This is a genomic window from Bacillus sp. JJ1532, assembly GCF_036965085.1.
In the GTDB taxonomy this organism is placed as follows: Bacteria; Bacillota; Bacilli; order Bacillales; family Cytobacillaceae; genus Cytobacillus.
The window spans coordinates 70,414-90,278 of sequence record NZ_JBALOW010000003.1 but is presented as its reverse complement, the minus strand read 5'-3'; the positions used below and the strand labels follow the sequence as shown (position 1 = coordinate 90,278).

Below are 19,865 nucleotides of genomic sequence, written 5' to 3'. Positions count from 1 at the left end.
TTTTCCGACTGGACGGGAAACAGATGCTGAGACTGAAGACCCGGACTCGCCTTTTTTGCTGCTTATGGGAATCAAAGCGAGAGTTTGATAACCGTTTACTGCAAATATCCGCCGGGCGGGAACCGTATGCAGTGAATAGTTACGAAGAATACTTTTTTCCCATCCAGAAAGTTAAATAGCTAACTCTCTGGACAGCCCCGCCACCAACATAACCCTATTATTTCTTCACCCACCCAAGCCCCATCGAGCCTTCGCCAAGATGTGTGCCAATGACTGGGCCAAAGTAGCTGATCATAAATTCTACATTCGGGAATTGGCCTTCTAGCTCCGTCTTCCATTCCACGGCCTCTTCTTCCCGATTGGCATGAATAATAACGGCGCGGTAGGGATCGCCGGATTTCACATCTTCTGCCAATAGGTCGACAACTCGCTTTAATGCTTTTTTGCGGGTGCGAATTTTTTCGGAAGGGACGATTTTCTTGTCTACAAAATGGAGAAGTGGTTTAACTTGGAGCAGGCTGCCAATGAGTGCCTGGGCGCTGGAAAGCCGGCCGCCACGCTGCAGATGAGAGAGATCGTCCACCATAAAATAAGCGCGGATGGATTTCTTCATTTCCTTTAGTCGAGCGATGATTTCTTTAGGGGCTTTGCCTGTTGCTGCCATTTCTGCTGCCTCCAGGACATAGAAGCCTTGCACCATGCAGCTAATTTCTGAATCGAATGGGTAAACCTCAATTCCCTCTGCCATTTCACCTGCAGAAACAGCTCCTTGGAACGTGCCGCTAATCCCGCTCGAAAGATGAATGCTGATGACCGCATCATATTCCTTGGCCAAATGGTTGAAAAGCTCTACAAATTGACCGACGGAAGGCTGGGATGTTGTCGGAAGCTCTTTTTGCCTAACCTCTTGATAGAATTGCGAAGCGGTAATTTCGATTTCCTCCTGATAGCTTTCATTTCCGAAGATGACACTGAGAGGGATCATATGTATTTGTAGTGAATCCCGCAATTTCTTCGGGATATAGGCTGTACTATCCGTGACAACGGCCGTTTTCATATTTCGTTACCATCCTTATTTTCTACTAATATAGAATTCATTTTATCTAAAATCAACTATGATTGCATTAAATAAGGATAAAAAAGGCCTAGATATGTATATTTCAAAAATACTATGAAATAACTTTGCTATCAGCATTCTCCTTATCACTTTTTACCTCTAAGCCTCTATTTTCTAATTCTGCAGATAAGATCTCGATAAAGGAAGGGTCAAGGTTTTGATCAATCGCTTTCAAGTACGTATTAATAAGGACTGTATCTGTCAAACACGCTAAACTATTCATAAGTCATTCCTCCTATAACCATATTCCTATTTTGTATAAATTCTCAATTTTTGTAAATAGTTGTAGGCGAATTGTCATTATTTTAACAAATCCGATACAATTTGGCGGTTTTTATCAATTATGGTAAAGTGAACTAATAAGCAGGGTCCCATTGCCGGTTAATCTGCGAAAAAATATCCTTAACAAAGTGCCCTCGATTTCTTCAAAGGGATAAGGATGGAAATATTATTAACACTTGTTCGGGGGAATTTAAAATAAAATGCTACAGAATTATAAGTTCAATCTATTAAAACATGAGCTGGGCCGACACAAATCAATCAAGGTACCGAATATGAACTATTCTATAAGCGGGGATGAATTAGCAGACTGGTTACTTGAGGTTTCCTCTCCACGGGAAGTAGATGAAATCGTTCTGATGATTCAATGTGCACGCAAAAGAGGTTCCAAAATCATGTCACTTCTTCAAACGATCGCAGCCGCGTTATTAAAATAAAGTAAAAAACACGTCATAGCTTTTAACAGCCATCACGTGTTTTTTTCTTTACAATTTAATTACTGTCCAATGAATGGTGCCCTGCACCGACAAAATTTAGCGAACTTCCACCCAGCCATTTTTAATCGCTACGACAACGGCTTGAGTGCGGTCGTTAACATTCATCTTTTGGAGAATATTACTTACGTGGTTTTTAACCGTTTTTTCGCTGATGAAGATGGCTTCGCCGATGCCGCGGTTGCTTTTTCCGTCAGCAAGCAGCTGAAGGACTTCGCATTCGCGGCGAGTTAGCAAGTGAAGCGGGCGGCGAATTTCTACTCTTTGTGTGTAGCCCCCACCCTTGCCTGACTCTTCAAGTGCTAGACGGCGATATTCATTCACCAAATTATGAGTAACTTTTGGATGCAGGTAGGATCCGCCATCTGCAACAACCTTTACAGCCTCGATTAATGCATCCGCATCCATTTCTTTCAATAAATATCCACTGGCGCCAGTTTTAAGTGCATGAGAAACATAATTTTCATCATCGTGAATAGATAGAATGATGACTTTTGATTCTGGATATTTCTCAATTAACTGTCTCGTTGCTTCTACTCCGTTTGTTGTAGGCATATTGATATCCATGATTACAACGTCTGGCAGATTTTTTTCTACAAGGGCTAATGCCTCGCAGCCGTCATCACCTTCTGCAACAACCGAGAATGATTTTTCAAAATCTAGTATTCTCTTTACACCTTCTCTAAACAATTGGTGGTCATCGATTATGACAATCTTTGTAGTCAATTGTGTTCCCTCCCAAATAAATCCCAATTTGTCTAATTCTATTTTTTTCCTCTTATAATTCTACAATTACTATTTAAATACCTGCGTGTTGATTCTGTTACGAACGCCTTTTTGTTTGCAAAAGCCGCTTCTCAGTAAGAGAACCAATTCTGCGGGTATAAGATCTGCATTTTTTACAAGGTCACAATCTCTTTAAAACCTATGTAGTAAAAAACAATTAGTTATAATTGTAATGGAACCTGTATGATGACAATGGTCCCTTTTCCAACTGCTGAATCGATGGCTAGCTGTCCTTCCAGCAACTCGACTCTTTCTCTCATGCCCATAATCCCAAAGGAATTGTGCTTCTTTTCTTGAATATCAAAGCCTTTTCCATCATCTTTAATGACAACCGTTACCTTCGAATTATCCATTTCCAGTCCGACTGTGATCTTATTGGCCTCTGCATGCTTTAAAGCATTTTGCACGGATTCCTGAATAAGGCGGAAAAGAGCTACTTCATATTTACCAGGCAGGCGTTTTTCCTCTTTTATATTTGAAAAATCTATTCTAATCGACTTATGATATTCTTCGATGGTCACTAGGTATTTTTTGAGGGTTGGGACTAAACCTAAATCGTCAAGGGCCATCGGGCGCAAATCATAAATAATCCTTCGAACCTCATAGAGGGCGCTTCGGACCATTTTCTTAAGATCGCGGATTTCCCCAATTGCTGCAGGACCCCCTTGTTCCTTATATACTCGTTCAATCAAATCGGAACGCATCATCACATTCGCCATCATCTGTGCGGGGCCATCGTGAATTTCACGGGACAGCCGCTTTCGCTCTTCTTCCTGCGCTTCGATAATTTTCAAGCCAAATTCCTGTTTCAGCTTGGCGTTTTCCAGCATTTCTCCAACCTGTTTCAGATCACTCATTAAATAATTCATAACCACTGAAATTTGCGATATCAAATGCTCGGCACGTTCAATTGTATCATTTAAGCCCACGAGCCTTCTCTCAATATCATCCCGTCTGTCCCGGAGCTGCTTTTCGAGCTGCTGATTCATGGTATAATCCATTTGCAGGCGGTGAGCCTTTTCATAAGCGTCCCGAACCTCAGCCTCAGAATAGTCCTTAAAGTGCTTGCTAACCTCGGAAAGCTTCTTTCTGGCAAAACGAGTCTGAGCCTCAAGCTTGTCCCCTTCGTCAATGGACTTTTTGACAAGCACCCTCACTTCTTTTAGCTCATCGGATAATGTTAAATGCTCCTTGCGGCATTGTTCACCAATTTGAAACACTTCGTCCTTGCTCGAACCAACTGCTTCAACCATTTGCTCTAAAATCATATCAAGTGTTTTCGTATCAAATTTCTTATTACTCATAAGATTTTCCTCCAATGATTAGACGCCCAAAACATCGCATGAGTTTCACTAGGGTCTAACTCAATTTGGCGGGCTAGCAAAGGCTCATTACCTCTCAACTTAGTATTTTTAGCCTTGCAGCGATCGGAAGAGTACTAACGGCATGTTTACAATGAATAATATTACTAGGTACCTTCTTTTAAGCCCATTACCTATTTCCATTATATTAGTTTTATTTAATAAGAGATACTATCATTCCACCCATTAAATTATACTAAATCATGAAAAAATCGGTAAAAAGCCTCACGCTTGAGTTTTTCCTCTATGTCTTATATCCTAGTATAATGACTATACGTGTGACCAAATTCTAAAGTGTTTTAGCGTTAGGAAGTCAACAATCTGTACTAGCCTAATTACTCACTATTAGGATAGTGTTATTATACCATGGGACTAAAAATGCTATATTAAGATTTCATTACAAAACAAACTATTTTTTTCAAATTTATTATATTTTAGGAAAAGGCGTAACTTTTACCATTATTCATTGATGTAAGATTCGTGTCGAATTATAATGATAAAAGCGGAAACGCCTCGAAACAATCCAATCCCTGCTAAGAATAGTCACTTGTGATCAGCCACGACAAGCAGGTAGGAGGTTGTTCTTAAACTTTCGTTTCGTATTATAATGTAGAAAGGCGATTCAATGTTAGAAGAGAAAGGAGCGGTTATATGCTGCCCCGTTACTATACAGTTAAAGAATACGGCGAAAACGAAATCGTCATCCAAAAATCACGATTTATTGCTTATGTGACAAGAGCAGAGACGGAAGCAGAAGCCCAGGACTTTATCCAGCAAATCAAAAAGAAGCACTGGGATGCTACCCATAACTGCTCTGCCTATATGATCGGTGAAAATGATCAAATTCAAAAGGCAAACGATGACGGAGAGCCAAGCGGCACAGCCGGAGTTCCCATTCTTGAAGTATTGAAGAAAAAACATCTTAAAGATACAGCCGTTGTGATTACCCGTTATTTCGGCGGAATTAAGCTCGGTGCTGGCGGCCTGATCCGCGCCTATGGAAAAGCCACCTCGGAAGGCATCGATGCAACCGGTATCGTCGAACGGAAATTAATGAGAGTCATGCATACAAAAGTCGATTACACCTGGCTTGGCAAGCTAGAAAATGAACTCCGCTCATCCGTTTATACGATTAAAGACATCCATTACCTTGATAATGTCGAGTTTGAAACGTATGTCGAAGAGGAGCAAACGGAGAACTTCATTAACTGGATGGTTGAGCTTACGAATGGACAAGGTGTTATGTCGAAAGGTGACAAGGTGTATTTGGAGGAAGAAGTGGGAAAATAATTATATTTACGATTGCCTATTATTTATGTAAAATTAACTATTGTTTCAACATTTTTTCCTTGTTCAAAAAACACTATATTAATAAATAAAGTAGGGATAGAATGTCTAAATCTAGGTCAAATAGGCGAAAAAACAGAAAAAAGCGCTTTTGGCGAATTACTGTCCTCCTTTTCCTGCTCCTTCTTTTAGGTGGCGGGTCCTATTTTGCTTATAACGTACTTTATCATGCCAACTTAGCCAGTAAGAATATTTATAAAGAAATTGATCGGGATAAAGTAAAGAATCATCGTACAGAAGAAGTTAAAATTACGAAGGATGCTTTTAATATTCTTTTACTAGGGATAGAAGAGCAAGGCGGCGGTGAAAGATCTGATGTTGTCATGCTTGTAACAGTCAGTCCGCAAACAGGAGAAGTATCCATGCTCAGCATTCCTCGGGATACTAGAACGATGATTCCAGCAGCAGGTTTCCAGACAAAAATTACTGAATCCTATAGCTATGGCGGTGTAGAGTCCACTATAGAAACAGTTAATCAGCTATTGGATGTACCGATTGATTACTATATCACGACAAATTTCGAAGGTTTTGAAGATATCGTTGACACCCTTGGCGGCGTTCAGGTGGATGTACCTTTTACATTTAAAGCCCAATTAACAGGGAGTTTAAAATGGAAAACTTACTATGAAGGCCAAATGGACTTAAATGGAAATGAGGCACTTGCCTACGTTAGGATGAGAAAAAAGGATCCAGAAGGTGACAAAGGACGTAATGAAAGACAAAAAGAAGTCATAAAAGCGATCATTGACAAAGGCACTTCTTTTGGAACGATTACAAAAATTGATGATCTATTAGGAGATCTTGGAGAGAATGTTAAAACAAACATCCCTCCATCTCAATTTGCTAGTTTTGTTAAACTTTATTCGAAACTAAAAAGCTCAGAAATTCAAACCCTTGCTATAAGAGGAACAGATGGTAAATATAATGGGATCTCTTACTTTTTCCCAGAAGATGATTCCATCGAAGAAATTAGCACGATTCTTAATAACACGCTCAACAATACGCCTACCAATAACCTGACAGGAAATCAATCATCCGATTCGAGTTCTTCTGAACAGGCGTCAACTGGTGTAGAATACTAATTTCACTTTTTAGCAGATTACAAATTTAATAGACATATAAAAGTTGCCGATGCTGTGCTGAGGCAGCTTTTTTTGTTTTTTTCTCTAAATGGGGTGCTTTGCTCAGCCAATGCTGAGGTTGAACGATTCTATGTTTGCCTTTGGTCTCCTTCCCCGCTAAACCCTTACATTGAACAACCCTATGTTACCGTTTTATCTCTTTCACCCGCTACCCCCTTACATTGAACAACTCAACCTTAACGTTTTTGACTCCCCCACCTTCTAAAAGCAAACATCAAACATTTCTATTTTTAGCTTAATCTACCACCTTACATTTTTTTCATAATTATAAATGCCTAAATTTGCTTTTACGGGTTGGAACATTAGACAAAATTCGCTAGAATAAGGTAGTATCTATTAAATTTTGACAACGGAGGGAAGAAATTTGAAAAAACTCATTGCCTCTTCTGTTCTTGCCACTGCTGCTTTATTCCCTGCCATCGTACAAGCCGAAAATCTAAATACTCCGGCTAATATGTTCGTAGACCAAAATGTTGAGATTAGAAAAGGCGCTACAACTGCCTATCCTCTAATAACATCTCTTCCTATAGGAAAAAGCGTTACAGTCATTGATGAATTCATCAACTCAGCTGGTGAAACATGGTATCGAGTTGATTTAGGCAGCAAACAAGGATGGGGATTAGCGAACAGCTTTACCGAGAATTCTACTAATCAAGCTCCTCTGCAAACAGGGAAAGAAGCAACCATTACAGAAAATCAAGTAAATGTTAGAAAAGGCGCTACAACCTCTTATGAAGTAGTGACGAAGCTATCAAAAGGAACGAAGGTAAAAGTAATTGATACCTTTAAAAATAGCAAAGGGGAATTATGGTACCGAATCGAAGTTGGTTCGATTAAAGGATGGGTCATTCAAAGCTACTTAACCCCGGTGACCGATTCGAAGCCTGCACCTCCTGCTATAGAAAGCAAAACAGTTCAATCACAGTCCGCAGTCAGAAAGGGAGCCACTGGATCCTACAGCATTGTTACATACGTTTATAAAAATCAAAAGATTAATATAATTGACACATTTAAAAATACTGCTGGAGAAACTTGGTATCGTGCAGACTTAGGGACTATTAAGGGCTGGATTCACGAGGATGCCTTTAAGCCCGCTGCCAATCTGCCAAGCCCTCCTGATACAGAGACTCCCTCCCTTCCAGAGGTTGGCAGCTATGTATACAGCAGTCAAAAAGGAATTGATGTAAGAAAAGGAGCGACTGACTCCTATGCATCTGTAACCAAGCTATCGGTAAACCAAAAGGTAAAAGTCATTGATCATTTTACAAATGCAAATGGAACCTCTTGGTTAAGAGTTGAGGTTACCCCAACATTATTAGGCTGGGTCCCAGCTCATACAATAAGTACAACTGAATCATTAAATATTGATTTATATGTAAGTGTAGCAGTAGCCAATTTAAGAAGCGGCCCATCAACAAATGATCCTGTTATTGAACAAGCGACAATGGGAACTTTGTTTACAGCTATAGATAAGGCATACGACCCAAGCGGTGATCTATGGTACAAAGCCCTCAACAGTTCCAATCAAACAGTTTGGTTACATGAAACGGTCGTATCTACTCAGCCAACCTTTAGTAAAGGGGCTACATTAATTGTAGGAGCGAGCAATATTTCTTTACATTCCGGTGCTTCGACCCAATATAAAGTAAAGGAAGTTCTTAAAAAAGATAGTAAAATAACCTTCGTTGGCGACTTTACAAATTCACTCGGTCAATATTGGCTGCAAGTGAAAAGCGCTACAGGAAATACTGGGTGGGTTCAAGGCACACACATGGATTCCCTTCAATTATTAGAGAAGAAGCTTCTTTCTCCTGTAGTGACGAGTTTGGATGGACATCAATATCTAAACTGGAAAAAACCTAGTAAATATTCAATCTCCTACTCTACTTTAACGTCCAATCGATTAAAGCTTTCCGGAGGATTAACGGACGTTGATCTGCCAAAAGGGGCTATTCCAGGTATAAAATCCGTTGAGACAATTTCGTCCGGCAGTGAAAAATCTGTCATCGTCACATTTGAACCAGGTTACTCTTTTACAATCAGAGATTATAACGATAAGTTATCGATCAAAATTGTTCCATTAGGATTGCTTGGCAAGCATATTATTATCGATGCCGGGCATGGCGGAAAAGACGCAGGGGCTGTTGGCCCGACTGGGCTAAAAGAGAAAGATGTGAATTTAGGCACGGCTCTAATCCTCAAGGAGGAACTGGAAGCATATGGAGCGATTGTCACTTTAACTAGGAGTACAGATATCTTTTTAGAGCTATCACAAAGAACCGATATCGCAAATCGTTCACAAGCGGATGCGTTCATTAGCATTCATGGAGACTCTTTTTCTTCAACATCAAAAGGAACAACGACCTATTATAATTCAACCGTTAACTTTAACGGTCCTAGAAGTAAAACGCTAGGAACGGCAATTCAGAAAAATATGGTTTCCTCTATGAATACGTATAATAGAGGTGTAAAGGAACAATCATTCTATGTAAACCGTATGAATGATCTTCCAAGTGTTCTTGTTGAACTAGCATTCATTTCTAACCCAAATGAAGAAGCGTTACTAAAAACAACAGCATTCCGCAAAAAAGCGGCCGTTGGGATCACGAAAGGTTTAGAGGAATACTTTAACAATTTCTAAAATCTAGTAATCCTATTTCCCGACAAAAAAATTTATGTTAATCTACTATATGTAAGTGAATTTGGGTATTTTTTATATAATACCCAAATTTTTTTTTATAAAACTATTACATACATAGGGGGAAAAAATAAATGAACCGGTCTAAAAAATTAATTGTTGCTGGAGCATTGACACTTAGCATTGGAGCAGGCGCTGTATTGGCAACTCCACAGGCGATGAACGCTTCTAGCAATGTTGTATTAGCCAGTGTGGATTGGGTAACCTCTCAATTAAATCCAATGAAGACAAAAATGACTGAGCTTGAGAATAAGATTAATTCACAACAGCAAGAGATTAATAGTATGAAAGCTCAGATTTCTCAACTAGGTTCTAATCCTGTAACGCCACCGCCAACTACGACTCAGCCACCGGCAAACGGAGAACTTCCATCGGCTGTTTATGTAGCCAATGCATCGGTTAATATTCATTCCGGCGCAACGAAAATCTATAAAGTCATCGCTACAAAAACACAAGGAACATCCTTGAAGGTCATTGATCAATTTACTTCCTCAACAGGCCTTTGGTATCGTGTCGAACTTTCAGCTACTGTAAAGGGATGGGTATTTTCGAATGAGGTTTCTGTAACCAAACCGAGCACTAGCGGACCGACACAGGTCGTTACATTTGGAGATGTTCATCTGCGTAAAGGTGCCACGACTAGCTATGCCGTCATCGAAACGCTGAAAAAAGGAACAACTTTGAAATATATTTCAACATTTACTAACGCAAAAGGAGAAGTTTGGTACAATGCTGAAACTTCTGCTGGAGTAAAAGGATGGGTATCCGGATCTCTTAGCGAGGTGAAATAAGTTGAAGAAATTCATTTCTATCATTGCTAGTATACTATTGCTCCTAGTCTATCTTCCAACAGACTCAAAAGCAGCTGAACTAGTAAATTATCCGAAGGAAGTAAATGTATCTGTACATCTGGCAGCTAGTGTTACACTAACTGCAAATGGCAGTTATCAGTTAAGCAACAAAGATACTGCTGAAATCACAGAAATACCACAAGGCACAGTTCTCACCGTTAAAATGGACGGTTCAAATGTAAATGTCACTTTCAATGGGAATAGCCTTAATTCTATAACAGGCTTTAATTTACAGGAAAAAATCAGCACGAGTACATCTCTTGTAAGAGTCAGCAATGGCACTACATATAGAGGAAGCTTCTTTTTAAAGCCAAATGGAAACAAGGTCGAAATCATTAACATTCTTGATATGGAAGATTATTTAAAGGGTGTTGTCCCGAGTGAAATGCCTGCCTCCTTTCATAAGGAAGCACTGAAGGCTCAAGCAATTTCAGCAAGAAGCTATGCTGCCAACACGTTGATGCTGACAAGCACCGCAGCTAGCCAAGTATATCGAGGCTATTCTGGTGAAGATGCAAGAACGAATGCGGCCATTAAGGAAACAGAGGGAATGCTAGTCAAATATAACGGCAAGCCGATCCAAACATTTTTCTTTTCCACTAGCGGCGGCAGAACGGCAAATGTTGGTGATGTTTGGAACTCGAACCAAGCGCATTTTCCATATCTAGTTTCTGTAGATGACCCATATGAGTCATCCCCATTCAGTAACTGGACAGAAACATTTCCTGCTGAAACTCTGCTAAAATCTTTTGGATTCACAGATCTATCAGCACAAATCTATGACATTGCCTTATCAAAAACAGGTGCTAACGGAGAAGTAAGAGGCATTACAATAAAAACCTCTGTAGGGGATAAAACCGTAACGGGAAATGAATCAATTATTCGAAACTATTTTCCGCTGAACAACGTACAGCTGTATAATAAATTGCAATCCAACTGGTTCGATATTCAGCTTAATGGCTCTGCTTCGCAAAATATTTCTGTACAGACTTCTAGCGGAACGTCCGCTCTTGGAGATTTGAAAGGGCAAAAAGTGCAAACAGCAAATGGCGAAGTCACACTGACGGATTCAAAAGTTTCCATTCAAACGGCGAACGGTGTCGTGACGAACGAAGGAACAGGAAACATTACAACTGTTACACTAAACGGGAAAGGCTGGGGCCACCGAGTCGGCATGAGCCAATACGGTGCAAAAGGCTTTGCGGAAAGAGGCTGGACTGCCGAGCAAATCCTTACTCATTACTTCCAGGGAACAACGATATCTCGATAATAAGCTAAAAGCCAATTCCACAATCAGGAATTGGCTTTTTCTTTTCGCTTCATATCAATATTATCCAGAATATCATCGACAATGCTCTTCCATGAATACTGCTCAATCGCAAGCTTGCGTCCATTTTCACTCATGGCTTGATACTCATCATCAGATACTTTCATTAGCTCCTCAATGGCAGCCGCAATTCCCTCTGGGTTTTCCGGCGGAGCAATTTTACCGCAATGATATTCATCCAAAATGGCAGCACTTTCTCCATCCCCGCAGTATAAAACGGGTTTCCCTGAAGAAATAGCAGGGAAAATTTTCGATGGCCTTGCTCCTTTAAACAGTTCAATGTTTCTTAACGAAACAACACTATAATCACAAATCGAGAACATTCTTGGCATTTCCGAGACAGGAACGGAACCGTAGAACGTCACATTATCAAGCTGAAAATCCTCTTTCATTTTCAGCAGCTTTTCTCGCTCCTGACCGTCTCCAACGAAGAGAAAATGTACATCTGGAAGCTTGTCCTTTAATATAAGAGCTGCCCCCAATACAGAATCTAATCCTTGAGCATAGCCCAAAGCACCTGCGTACATAAATACCTTTTTCCCTTGAATGCCGATTTTCTCTAGCAGTTCATGATCTTTTGGAAGTGGCAAAAAGGTATCTGTATTTACTCCATTCGGAAGAAGAAACACATCTGCTTCATCCTTGCCCTTTCGAACCATATAATCCTTAATACCTTCAGTAGCAGTCGCAATTTTCCACGACTTCTTATATAAGAATCTTTCAAGGATCTCCGCCATCCGGATAAAGCTTTTGTTTTTCAAAATGCCAAGCTCCACCGCTGATTCCGGCCAAATATCCGCAATGTTGAAGACAAACTTAGCCCGCTTCATTTTCGCACCGAGGTAACCCGTAATCCCAAGAAATAACGGCGGGGAATTACAGATGATCACATCGGTTGGCTTGGATTTCATAATGGAATAAAAGGCACTAAAGGTGAAGGAAAAATAAGAAGCAAGCCGCTTCCAAAAGCTTCCCTTTGGAGATGGGTAAATCCAAGAACGATGAACAGGGATCCCATCCCACTCTTCAAACATATAAAACTTTCCTCGATATTCCTCTGGGATAATTCCGTGAGGGTGATGAGGAAATGCGGTAATCACTTCCACCTGATGTCCTCTGCTAATTAGCTCTTTACTTACTTCATACACACGAATTTGCGGAGCACCTGTTTCAGGGGGAAAATGTTGACATAAATAAATCACTCTCATTTTCCCATCTCCAATTAGTTCACATTTAACTGTTTAATATACGCTTCCAGCTTATCTTTAAGATCTGGACGTTTTAAAGCATAATCAATTGATGCCTGTAAGAAACCAAATTTATCCCCAACATCGTACCGCTTTCCTTGAAGAATATAGGAATAAATCGATTCTTTTCCTAATAAACGATCAATCGCATCCGTAAGCTGAATTTCACCCTTTTTATCCGGGGCTACCTCTTCAAGCAATTCAAAAATGGCTGGTGATAAAATATAACGCCCCACTATCGCCTGTGTAGATGGAGCCTCTTCAATCGCTGGTTTCTCAACCAAACTTTCTACCTTATAAAGGTCCCCCGATTTTTCTGAGTAATTCACGATTCCATACTTATTTACTTCTGAAAGCGGTACCTCATTACAGCCCAATATGCTGGACTGAACTTGATTATACTGATTAATCATTTGTTTAAGAGCCGGAACCTCACTATCAACGATATCATCACCAAGCAATACCGCAAAAGGCTCGTTTCCGATAAACTTCTTCGCACATAACACAGCATGTCCTAGGCCAAGCGGCTCTTTTTGGCGAACATAATGTATATCAACGAGATTAGAGATATTCTCGACAACTTCGAGCATATCATGCTTGCCAGTTCTTTCAAGCAGCATTTCTAACTCTACGGATTTATCAAAATGGTCCTCAATCGCCCTTTTGCTTCTTCCCGTTACAATAATAATATCCTCAATCCCCGATTCAACGGCTTCTTCAATAATATATTGAATCGTTGGTTTATCAACGATTGGAAGCATTTCTTTCGGCTGTGCTTTTGTTGCCGGCAAAAATCTAGTCCCCAACCCTGCAGCAGGAATTACCGCCTTTTTAATCATGATTTCATCCCCTCTTTCAAGGTTTTTTCATATAGATCTAGCATTCCATTGGCATTATCTACCCAATTATAATGAGCTTTCACATGCTCTATTCCTGCTAGCCCCATTTCTCTGCTCTTTTCTTTATTTTCAACTAAAGAAAGGATGGCTTTTGCTAACTCATTCGGATTTTCCTTCGGTACAACGTATCCAGTCTTGCCTTCAACAACGACTTCAGGCAATCCGCCAACATTAGAAACGACTACCGGTACTCCGCACGCCATCGATTCAACCGCCGCAACACCGAAGCTCTCACTATCCTCTGTTGAAGGGACAGCAAATACATCCATTTTATTGATATATTCCGGAACCTTGTCATTTGGAACCCGTCCAGTAAAAGTAGTGACATCTTCAATTTTCAAATCGCGGGTTAATTGGATATATTCATCTCTTTGACGGCCATCCCCTACAATGAGCAGCCTTGCATTGCTTTTACTCTTATAGATGTCTGCAAAGGCATGAATTAAATCAGCAATCCCATATTTATCTTCGAGTGCCTTTACCGTACCAATCGTAATATGGTCCTCAGATTTTAAGCCTGGAAGAGGTTTGAACTTCGCCATATCTACTCCAAATGGCGTAACAAAAATGTTTTTGTTTGTATACTTATTCGTTTCTTTAGCCATGATATGACTTGTAGAACCAATCACATCCGTTTTCGACAAAGTATATTCAACCATTTTCCGATTTAAACTGCCCTGCTGCGGAAATTGAAAAACATCTCTTCCCCATACAGACAAATAAAAAGGCTTATAATTCGCAAGTGCTCCGACAAAGCCATAGCTTGAGGCGTAATGGGCATGGAAAATATCGGGCTTAAATTGTTTTAGCACCTTCTTAAGGGCAAAAACGCTTGAAAAATAAGATAGCTTCCCCGGTAAAAGCTTTGGAAGTGTAATCGTATCAATTTCCTTCGCATTTTCTTCAGAATAATGGTCCGCAAAGGTAACAACCTTAACCTCTATCCCGTTATTTTTGTAAAATAAGGCCCACTTATGCGTGTGTATCGATCTGCTTGGAGCCAAAATTAATACTTTCATAAATCCTCCTGTAAATGCGCTTTAGCGCCTCGAAACTACTCTTTTACTAAGGCATTCTTAATTTTTTCCACCCTAGCAGTCCATGAATGCTTTTGCAAAAAGGTTTTTTGAATGTTTTCCCGATATCCTGTAGCCTTAAGGGCCATCTCTTTAATGGCTCTTGCCATATCCTCAGGCTTATCCTCGCAAATAATTCCGTACCCATCTGACTCTATTATCTCTCGTTGAGCCTGACAATATGTGGCGACCACTGGCAGTTCATTAGAGAGGTACTCAACAAGCTTAACAGGAACAGAGAAATCATTGTACGTGCTCCGATATCTAGGAATATAGGCAAAGTCCATTTCACGATAAAGATCATTTAATGCTTCGCCGCTTACGTGCTGAATGGTTACATCCATCTCTTGCAGGCGAGCCTTTTTCTCTTCGGGCAATTGTTTGTATTCATCCTCACGGCAAACAATCGTCAATTCGGACACCTTTTCCTGCTTGTTCGCAATTTCTAGTGCATCCAGCAGCAAAAATAATCCGTAATCTTCATTATTAATACCGCCGACATAAAGACCTTGCGCGAACTGAGAATCCTTTTCCTTCTTCACTACGTCCACTTTCTTGCCGCCTGGCGGGAGAGAAATCTTCTCTCTTTGAATATCAACATACTTCCCCATTGCATCGCTAGGCAAGAAAATAACTTGGCAATACTTGTTATAAAACCTTTCCTCCATCCGATAAATGGTTTGCATAACCGTCTTTTTAACACCTTTTAACGGATAAAGCTCATCAAACTTCCAATATACATCACGATAGAAAACGCCAACAGGCACATGACGCTGCTTTAAATAGCTCATCACCTTTTTATCGATCAACGGCTTCTTCGGAATATGCCCTTTATCTGTCAGCCAGAAAGGAATCGTTTGATTTTCCATATAGCAAAACCAAACATTTTCAAGCTTCCCTTCTGCCTTCCATTGTTCAAAAAGGGTTTCCCTCGCAGAAGAATTTCCTGACAAGAGAAGAATTTCGATATTCTCCTTCGCTCCCCATTCCTGAAACGCCTTATACATTTCCTTAGGTCGAAGCTTGGAACCGCTATTCGCATTTTCAGCTATTTCAAAAGGATAATAAAGCAAAACTGATTTCATTATATGTTCTCCTTATCGTTCGTTGCCTGCTTTACAAGAGTAGGGATAAACGCCAAGCCGTATCCTTTAACTAGGCTCTTAAAGCATTTTCGCCCCACCAGTATTTTTCATTAGGACTTTACAGACCCTCTTTTTGAAAAGTAAGCGAATAAATCCAAACGAAGTCTAATAAACAATAGAATTCCCGCGAATAGGCAAGTGATGAAAATCCAAATGGGATTGAATAGAAAATCTGTAAATCCACCTACTAATGTCCGCGGAATATTAATGGAAAAATAAATAAACAGGCATAAAAAGACAGGATTTTTTGGCAGTCTGATAAAAATGATATAGATAAGCTGAACGAGAACCCCCACGTAAATCGTGCCTAGGATAATTCCCAAATAGCCGAAATTCGCATAAGCTTCAGCAATAAATAACGTATTCAGCACTCCGCCAGTCCCATCTTCAATCCGGTTCGGGAAAGCATTCGCCATTACCAATCTCGCGGAACGGACCTGCTCCATATCAAACCTTTCGATAATAATTGACGGAAGACTCCTGCCATTAAGAAATGGGATGGAATGGCCAAAAAGATCCAAATGCAAGAAAGTAGGCGAAATTTGAGCAAGAATAATTCGTCCGATTGGTCCGGATGAATAGTTAAGAAAACTGTCCAGATCATTTACACCTTGGATAAAAACATACATGACAACAATGACTGCTGCTCCACTAATCGTGTAGCCTACTATTTTCTGCCACTTTAACACCAGTTTGCCAACATACAGTCTTACAAATATAAACATAATGATGTAGAAAATAATCGGTGATTTCGATAAGTCATATACACTAATCACCAATGCACTGACAAAAAGGGCGAAGAATAAAAAGATCCATTTCAAATGCCTTGTTTTTACCGCATATACATACGCAATTAACGATAGAAGCGGTGTCAAAGCAATCGCGAAAATATTTCTTATTAATACATTCCCACCAAAGTTCCTTGCTGCTTCAATCCGCTGTAACCCTAATTCCGAAAGATTCCCTTTTAAAAGGGAGAAGATCGGTACTTGATTCGTCTTTAAAAGCGTATAGGCAACGGCCAGCATACAAATCATCGAGAGGCCTAGAAATAACAAGTAAAATTCATTTTTTTGATTAAACGTTTCTTCAATTGGTTTTTTCAAATAGTCATTGAATTCCTTTTTTGCATCAAACCCAGCCAGCTTGCTGACAAGAAACATCGTAAGCGGCAGCATAATCATGACAAAGGATACCGCTCCGAAGCCGATATAGCGATAAACATCATGATCAAGCTTGTTAATCATATAATAATGATCGATGTCTAAAGCAATCAGCAGGCTTCCGATATAACAGGAAACAAACAAGGAGTAATAAAAGATTAATGAATTTAAATTGGGTTTCGTAAAGGAAAGGCTCCCAGACACGCTAGAAAATAGTTTGATGGAAACAATTAATACGATCACCCATATCGTGAAAGCCAACATTCGTCAGCACCTACTTTTTGTTAAGAAGTTCAACAATTTTTTCTGAAGCCTGACCATCACCGAACACTTTTTTATATTCAGGATGAACCTCTTTTTGAACGGCAGCTAAGATTTTTTCAGTATCTGTGCCTGTAAGGATATTGGCTTCCCCTGTTAAGGTCTCTACCCATTCCGTTTGCTCACGGATTGTCACACAAGGTACTTGCATGAAATAGGCTTCCTTCTGAACGCCGCCAGAATCGGTTACAATTTTCTTCGCATTAGCTTCTAAAGTTAACATATCTAAATAGCCAACAGGATCAATGACTTTTAAGTTTGGAACATCTTCGAGATTTAAACCATAGTCAGCCAATTTATGTTTCGTTCTTGGATGAATTGGCCACACCTTAACCTCTTCAATTTTCGAAAAGGCTTCTAAAATATTTTTCATATTTTGCAGATCATCAGTGTTTTCCGCTCTATGAATCGTAATTAAATGATAATTTTTCGAAGTTAATCCAGCTTCAGCTAGGATATTTGATTTTTCCTTTGCTAGCTCACGGTTATACAGAACAGCATCGTACATGACATCCCCGATGTTAAACACATTGCGGGTAATATTTTCGTTTGTTAAATTTTTAACCGCTGTATCTGTTGGGCAGAATAGGAATTCTGAAACATGATCCGTCATGATGCGGTTAATTTCTTCCGGCATTTTCTTGTTAAAGCTTCTTAATCCAGCTTCTATATGAACAACAGGAACGTGCAATTTAGCAGCCACAAGTGCGCCCGCTAGCGTAGAGTTCGTATCCCCATAAACCATTAAATAATCTGGCTTCTCGCTTAATACGATTTCTTCAATTTTCGCAAGCATTTCGCCTGTTTGCTTGCCATGGTTGCCAGATCCGACACCAAGATGATAATCCGGCTTTGGAATATGAAGCTCTTCGAAGAAAATATCAGACATATTTGCATCATAGTGCTGACCCGTATGAATGATTTTCTCATCCATATGCTTTCTTAAAACCCTTGATACCGGTGCTGCTTTAATAAATTGTGGCCTTGCGCCAAGAATCGTTAGTATTTTCATTTAAATTCACCTTTCAAGCTTTGAATATAGTCTTTTGCTAAAAATGAATTAATATTATAAGGCTGTGAATATTTGTATCCATTATGTTTGAAAGACAAAGCCATCACGTACTCAGGATATGTCTTATAAATCCCATACCATTCCATAGGCTCTGTATAGTATTGCTGATAAAGCTTTTTCTTGTTATAGAGCTTTTTCGCCGTATTATAGAAGACACCGTATTTCTGTTTTAAAGATGTCTCCTTCCCAACTGGCTTTACAGGCTCAGGGAAATAATCCGGATACATTTTGTTCAATGTGTAATCATATAAGTACTTCTTGAAGCGATATTCAACAGGGACTGTTTTGAAAAACTCCATTAACCGGTCATCCCATAACGGAATATCCCATCCCTTTTCGTAAAACTCATACACTCGAATAGAGTTGATAATAAACTTTGCCTGCCGCTCTCGCCAATCCCAGTATTCAAATAAGGCGCTTGCCTGCTCATTTGTTTGATACGGGAGGTCTTTGAATGACCTTTTCATCTCAGCTATAACGTCTGTAGCAGATGAGTGAAGCCCTTGTCCCATTTCCCATAACTTGTGATGCTTATTAAGGTTAAACTGTACAACATCGTCAGCCGTAAATTCACGGTCCACCGTGATTTCATAGGCTAAGTGGCTGCCTGCTACAAAGTCGCCGGAATGCCCTGGTATGAAGACGTAATCTGCATCCTGTTTCGTAACAATCTCCCTTACTGCTGGCCAATCCTGAAGATGGGCCATGGACGAACCATTCACAGCAAAATCAACATAGTCCTTCCATTCCTGAGAATGATACCAGCGATGCCAATCATCCTTTTTGTACTCAATAAAGTCCCACTTTAATCCAAGTCGCTGGGCGATATCACGGCTTACCTGAGCTTCTTTATTTTCCCTTTTTCCATATGTGAAGGAAGCAATATGTTCAATCCCATATTCCTTCAGCATAATAGCAATAATCCGCGAATCATATCCGCCACTCAATGGCAAAATCGGAACCTTATTAATCAAACGTTTGATTAAATCATTGAATACCGCATGGAAAACCGCCTGAAGCTCTTCACTGAATTGCTCGAGCTCCTTGTTTTCCGGATGGTGGTAAAATTGGTAGTATTCATGATTATCGACTGTTCCCGCTTCATCGATTTGAATATAAGAGCCGGCTTCAATTTGGTATACCCCTTCATAAAGTGTTTTTTCATTCGCGGTAAACCCTGTAAGAAGGAACTCTTTTGCAGCGGTCTTCTGCAGCATCCGATCTTGCTGATGAGCAATTTTATCTGTCACAATCCAGCGAGATCCTTCTTTATAGTAGAAAAGCGGAATACTGCGCTTCCGATCGACAATCGCTGTTATTCCATTTTGGTCAGCTTGAATAAAAACAAACTCCCCAATTAAATCTTGTAAATGTTTTTCAAAAAAGTTTGCCTCTAGGATATCTTGAATATTATCCTGATGATAATATTTTCCCTGATAAATCACATAGCCGCCAAAATAAGCATGGCCAAAGGGAACTGAAATTTCTTTTATGAGCCTGTTATTGGTAATTCTAACTTCATAGAACAAACGGATCACCT

At 39.9% G+C, this 19,865-nt stretch carries 17 protein-coding genes; 6 read left to right on the top strand and 11 right to left on the bottom strand.

Annotation, left to right across the window (positions count from 1 at the left end):
- Positions 1–217 precede the first annotated feature (217 nt).
- The gene (locus tag V7122_RS01805; RefSeq protein WP_335525628.1) at positions 218–1,057 is read right to left on the bottom strand and encodes a DegV family protein; all 840 of its coding nucleotides are present in this window, start codon (positions 1,055–1,057) and stop codon (positions 218–220) included.
- Between the two features lie 112 nt (positions 1,058–1,169).
- The gene (gene sda / locus V7122_RS01800) at positions 1,170–1,340 is read right to left on the bottom strand and encodes a sporulation histidine kinase inhibitor Sda (RefSeq protein ID WP_335525627.1); all 171 of its coding nucleotides are present in this window, start codon (positions 1,338–1,340) and stop codon (positions 1,170–1,172) included.
- A 259-nt stretch (positions 1,341–1,599) separates the two neighbouring features.
- Here sda and V7122_RS01795 point away from each other — a divergent pair, with 259 nt between their 5' ends.
- Positions 1,600–1,833, top strand: a complete 234-nt coding sequence (locus tag V7122_RS01795; RefSeq protein WP_335525626.1) for a hypothetical protein — start codon at positions 1,600–1,602, stop codon at positions 1,831–1,833.
- A gap of 96 nt (positions 1,834–1,929) precedes the next feature.
- Here the strand turns inward: V7122_RS01795 and V7122_RS01790 are convergent, their stop codons facing one another.
- Both V7122_RS01790 and V7122_RS01785 read right to left on the bottom strand, forming a co-directional pair.
- Complete coding sequence (locus V7122_RS01790; protein WP_335347061.1) at positions 1,930–2,616, bottom strand: response regulator transcription factor; 687 nt, start codon at positions 2,614–2,616, stop codon at positions 1,930–1,932.
- A 221-nt stretch (positions 2,617–2,837) separates the two neighbouring features.
- A complete protein-coding gene (locus V7122_RS01785; protein WP_335525625.1) occupies positions 2,838–3,980 on the bottom strand; it encodes a sensor histidine kinase in 1,143 nt (380 codons plus the stop codon).
- Positions 3,981–4,688: 708 nt separating this feature from the next.
- Here V7122_RS01785 and V7122_RS01780 point away from each other — a divergent pair.
- The 5 genes from V7122_RS01780 to V7122_RS01760 all read left to right on the top strand — a co-directional run bounded on the left by V7122_RS01780 (position 4,689) and on the right by V7122_RS01760 (position 11,345).
- Positions 4,689–5,327, top strand: a complete 639-nt coding sequence (locus V7122_RS01780; protein ID WP_335525624.1) for a YigZ family protein — start codon at positions 4,689–4,691, stop codon at positions 5,325–5,327.
- A gap of 101 nt (positions 5,328–5,428) precedes the next feature.
- Positions 5,429–6,466, top strand: a complete 1,038-nt coding sequence (locus V7122_RS01775; protein ID WP_335525623.1) for an LCP family protein — start codon at positions 5,429–5,431, stop codon at positions 6,464–6,466.
- Positions 6,467–6,890: 424 nt separating this feature from the next.
- Positions 6,891–9,167 carry an N-acetylmuramoyl-L-alanine amidase gene (locus V7122_RS01770; protein ID WP_335525622.1) on the top strand — a complete coding sequence of 759 codons (2,277 nt, stop codon included), beginning with the start codon at positions 6,891–6,893 and terminating at the stop codon, positions 9,165–9,167.
- A gap of 131 nt (positions 9,168–9,298) precedes the next feature.
- A complete protein-coding gene (locus V7122_RS01765) occupies positions 9,299–10,015 on the top strand; it encodes an SH3 domain-containing protein (RefSeq protein ID WP_335525621.1) in 717 nt (238 codons plus the stop codon).
- Position 10,016: 1 nt separating this feature from the next.
- Positions 10,017–11,345 (top strand): SpoIID/LytB domain-containing protein, encoded by a 1,329-nt coding sequence (locus tag V7122_RS01760; protein ID WP_335525620.1) that lies wholly within the window; start codon positions 10,017–10,019, stop codon positions 11,343–11,345.
- Between the two features lie 23 nt (positions 11,346–11,368).
- Here the strand turns inward: V7122_RS01760 and V7122_RS01755 are convergent, their stop codons facing one another.
- The 7 genes from V7122_RS01755 to V7122_RS01725 form a co-directional block, all read right to left on the bottom strand.
- Positions 11,369–12,610, bottom strand: coding sequence for a glycosyltransferase family 4 protein (locus V7122_RS01755; protein ID WP_335525619.1), 1,242 nt, complete (start codon positions 12,608–12,610; stop codon positions 11,369–11,371).
- Between the two features lie 14 nt (positions 12,611–12,624).
- On the bottom strand, positions 12,625–13,488 hold the full coding sequence (gene galU, locus V7122_RS01750) for a UTP--glucose-1-phosphate uridylyltransferase GalU (RefSeq protein WP_335353287.1): 864 nt from the start codon (positions 13,486–13,488) through the stop codon (positions 12,625–12,627).
- Positions 13,485–14,567 carry a glycosyltransferase gene (locus V7122_RS01745; RefSeq protein WP_335344515.1) on the bottom strand — a complete coding sequence of 361 codons (1,083 nt, stop codon included), beginning with the start codon at positions 14,565–14,567 and terminating at the stop codon, positions 13,485–13,487. The genes galU and V7122_RS01745 overlap by 4 nt, the downstream gene beginning before the upstream one ends.
- A 35-nt stretch (positions 14,568–14,602) precedes the next feature.
- The gene (locus V7122_RS01740; RefSeq protein ID WP_335525618.1) at positions 14,603–15,709 is read right to left on the bottom strand and encodes a glycosyltransferase; all 1,107 of its coding nucleotides are present in this window, start codon (positions 15,707–15,709) and stop codon (positions 14,603–14,605) included.
- 110 nt (positions 15,710–15,819) lie between these two features.
- Positions 15,820–17,196, bottom strand: coding sequence for an O-antigen polymerase (locus tag V7122_RS01735; RefSeq protein WP_335344513.1), 1,377 nt, complete (start codon positions 17,194–17,196; stop codon positions 15,820–15,822).
- A 10-nt stretch (positions 17,197–17,206) separates the two neighbouring features.
- Positions 17,207–18,265, bottom strand: coding sequence for a non-hydrolyzing UDP-N-acetylglucosamine 2-epimerase (gene wecB, locus V7122_RS01730; protein WP_335525617.1), 1,059 nt, complete (start codon positions 18,263–18,265; stop codon positions 17,207–17,209).
- Positions 18,262–19,854 carry an asparagine synthase C-terminal domain-containing protein gene (locus tag V7122_RS01725; RefSeq protein ID WP_335525616.1) on the bottom strand — a complete coding sequence of 531 codons (1,593 nt, stop codon included), beginning with the start codon at positions 19,852–19,854 and terminating at the stop codon, positions 18,262–18,264. The genes wecB and V7122_RS01725 overlap by 4 nt, the downstream gene beginning before the upstream one ends.
- Between the last annotated feature and the right edge of the window lie 11 nt (positions 19,855–19,865).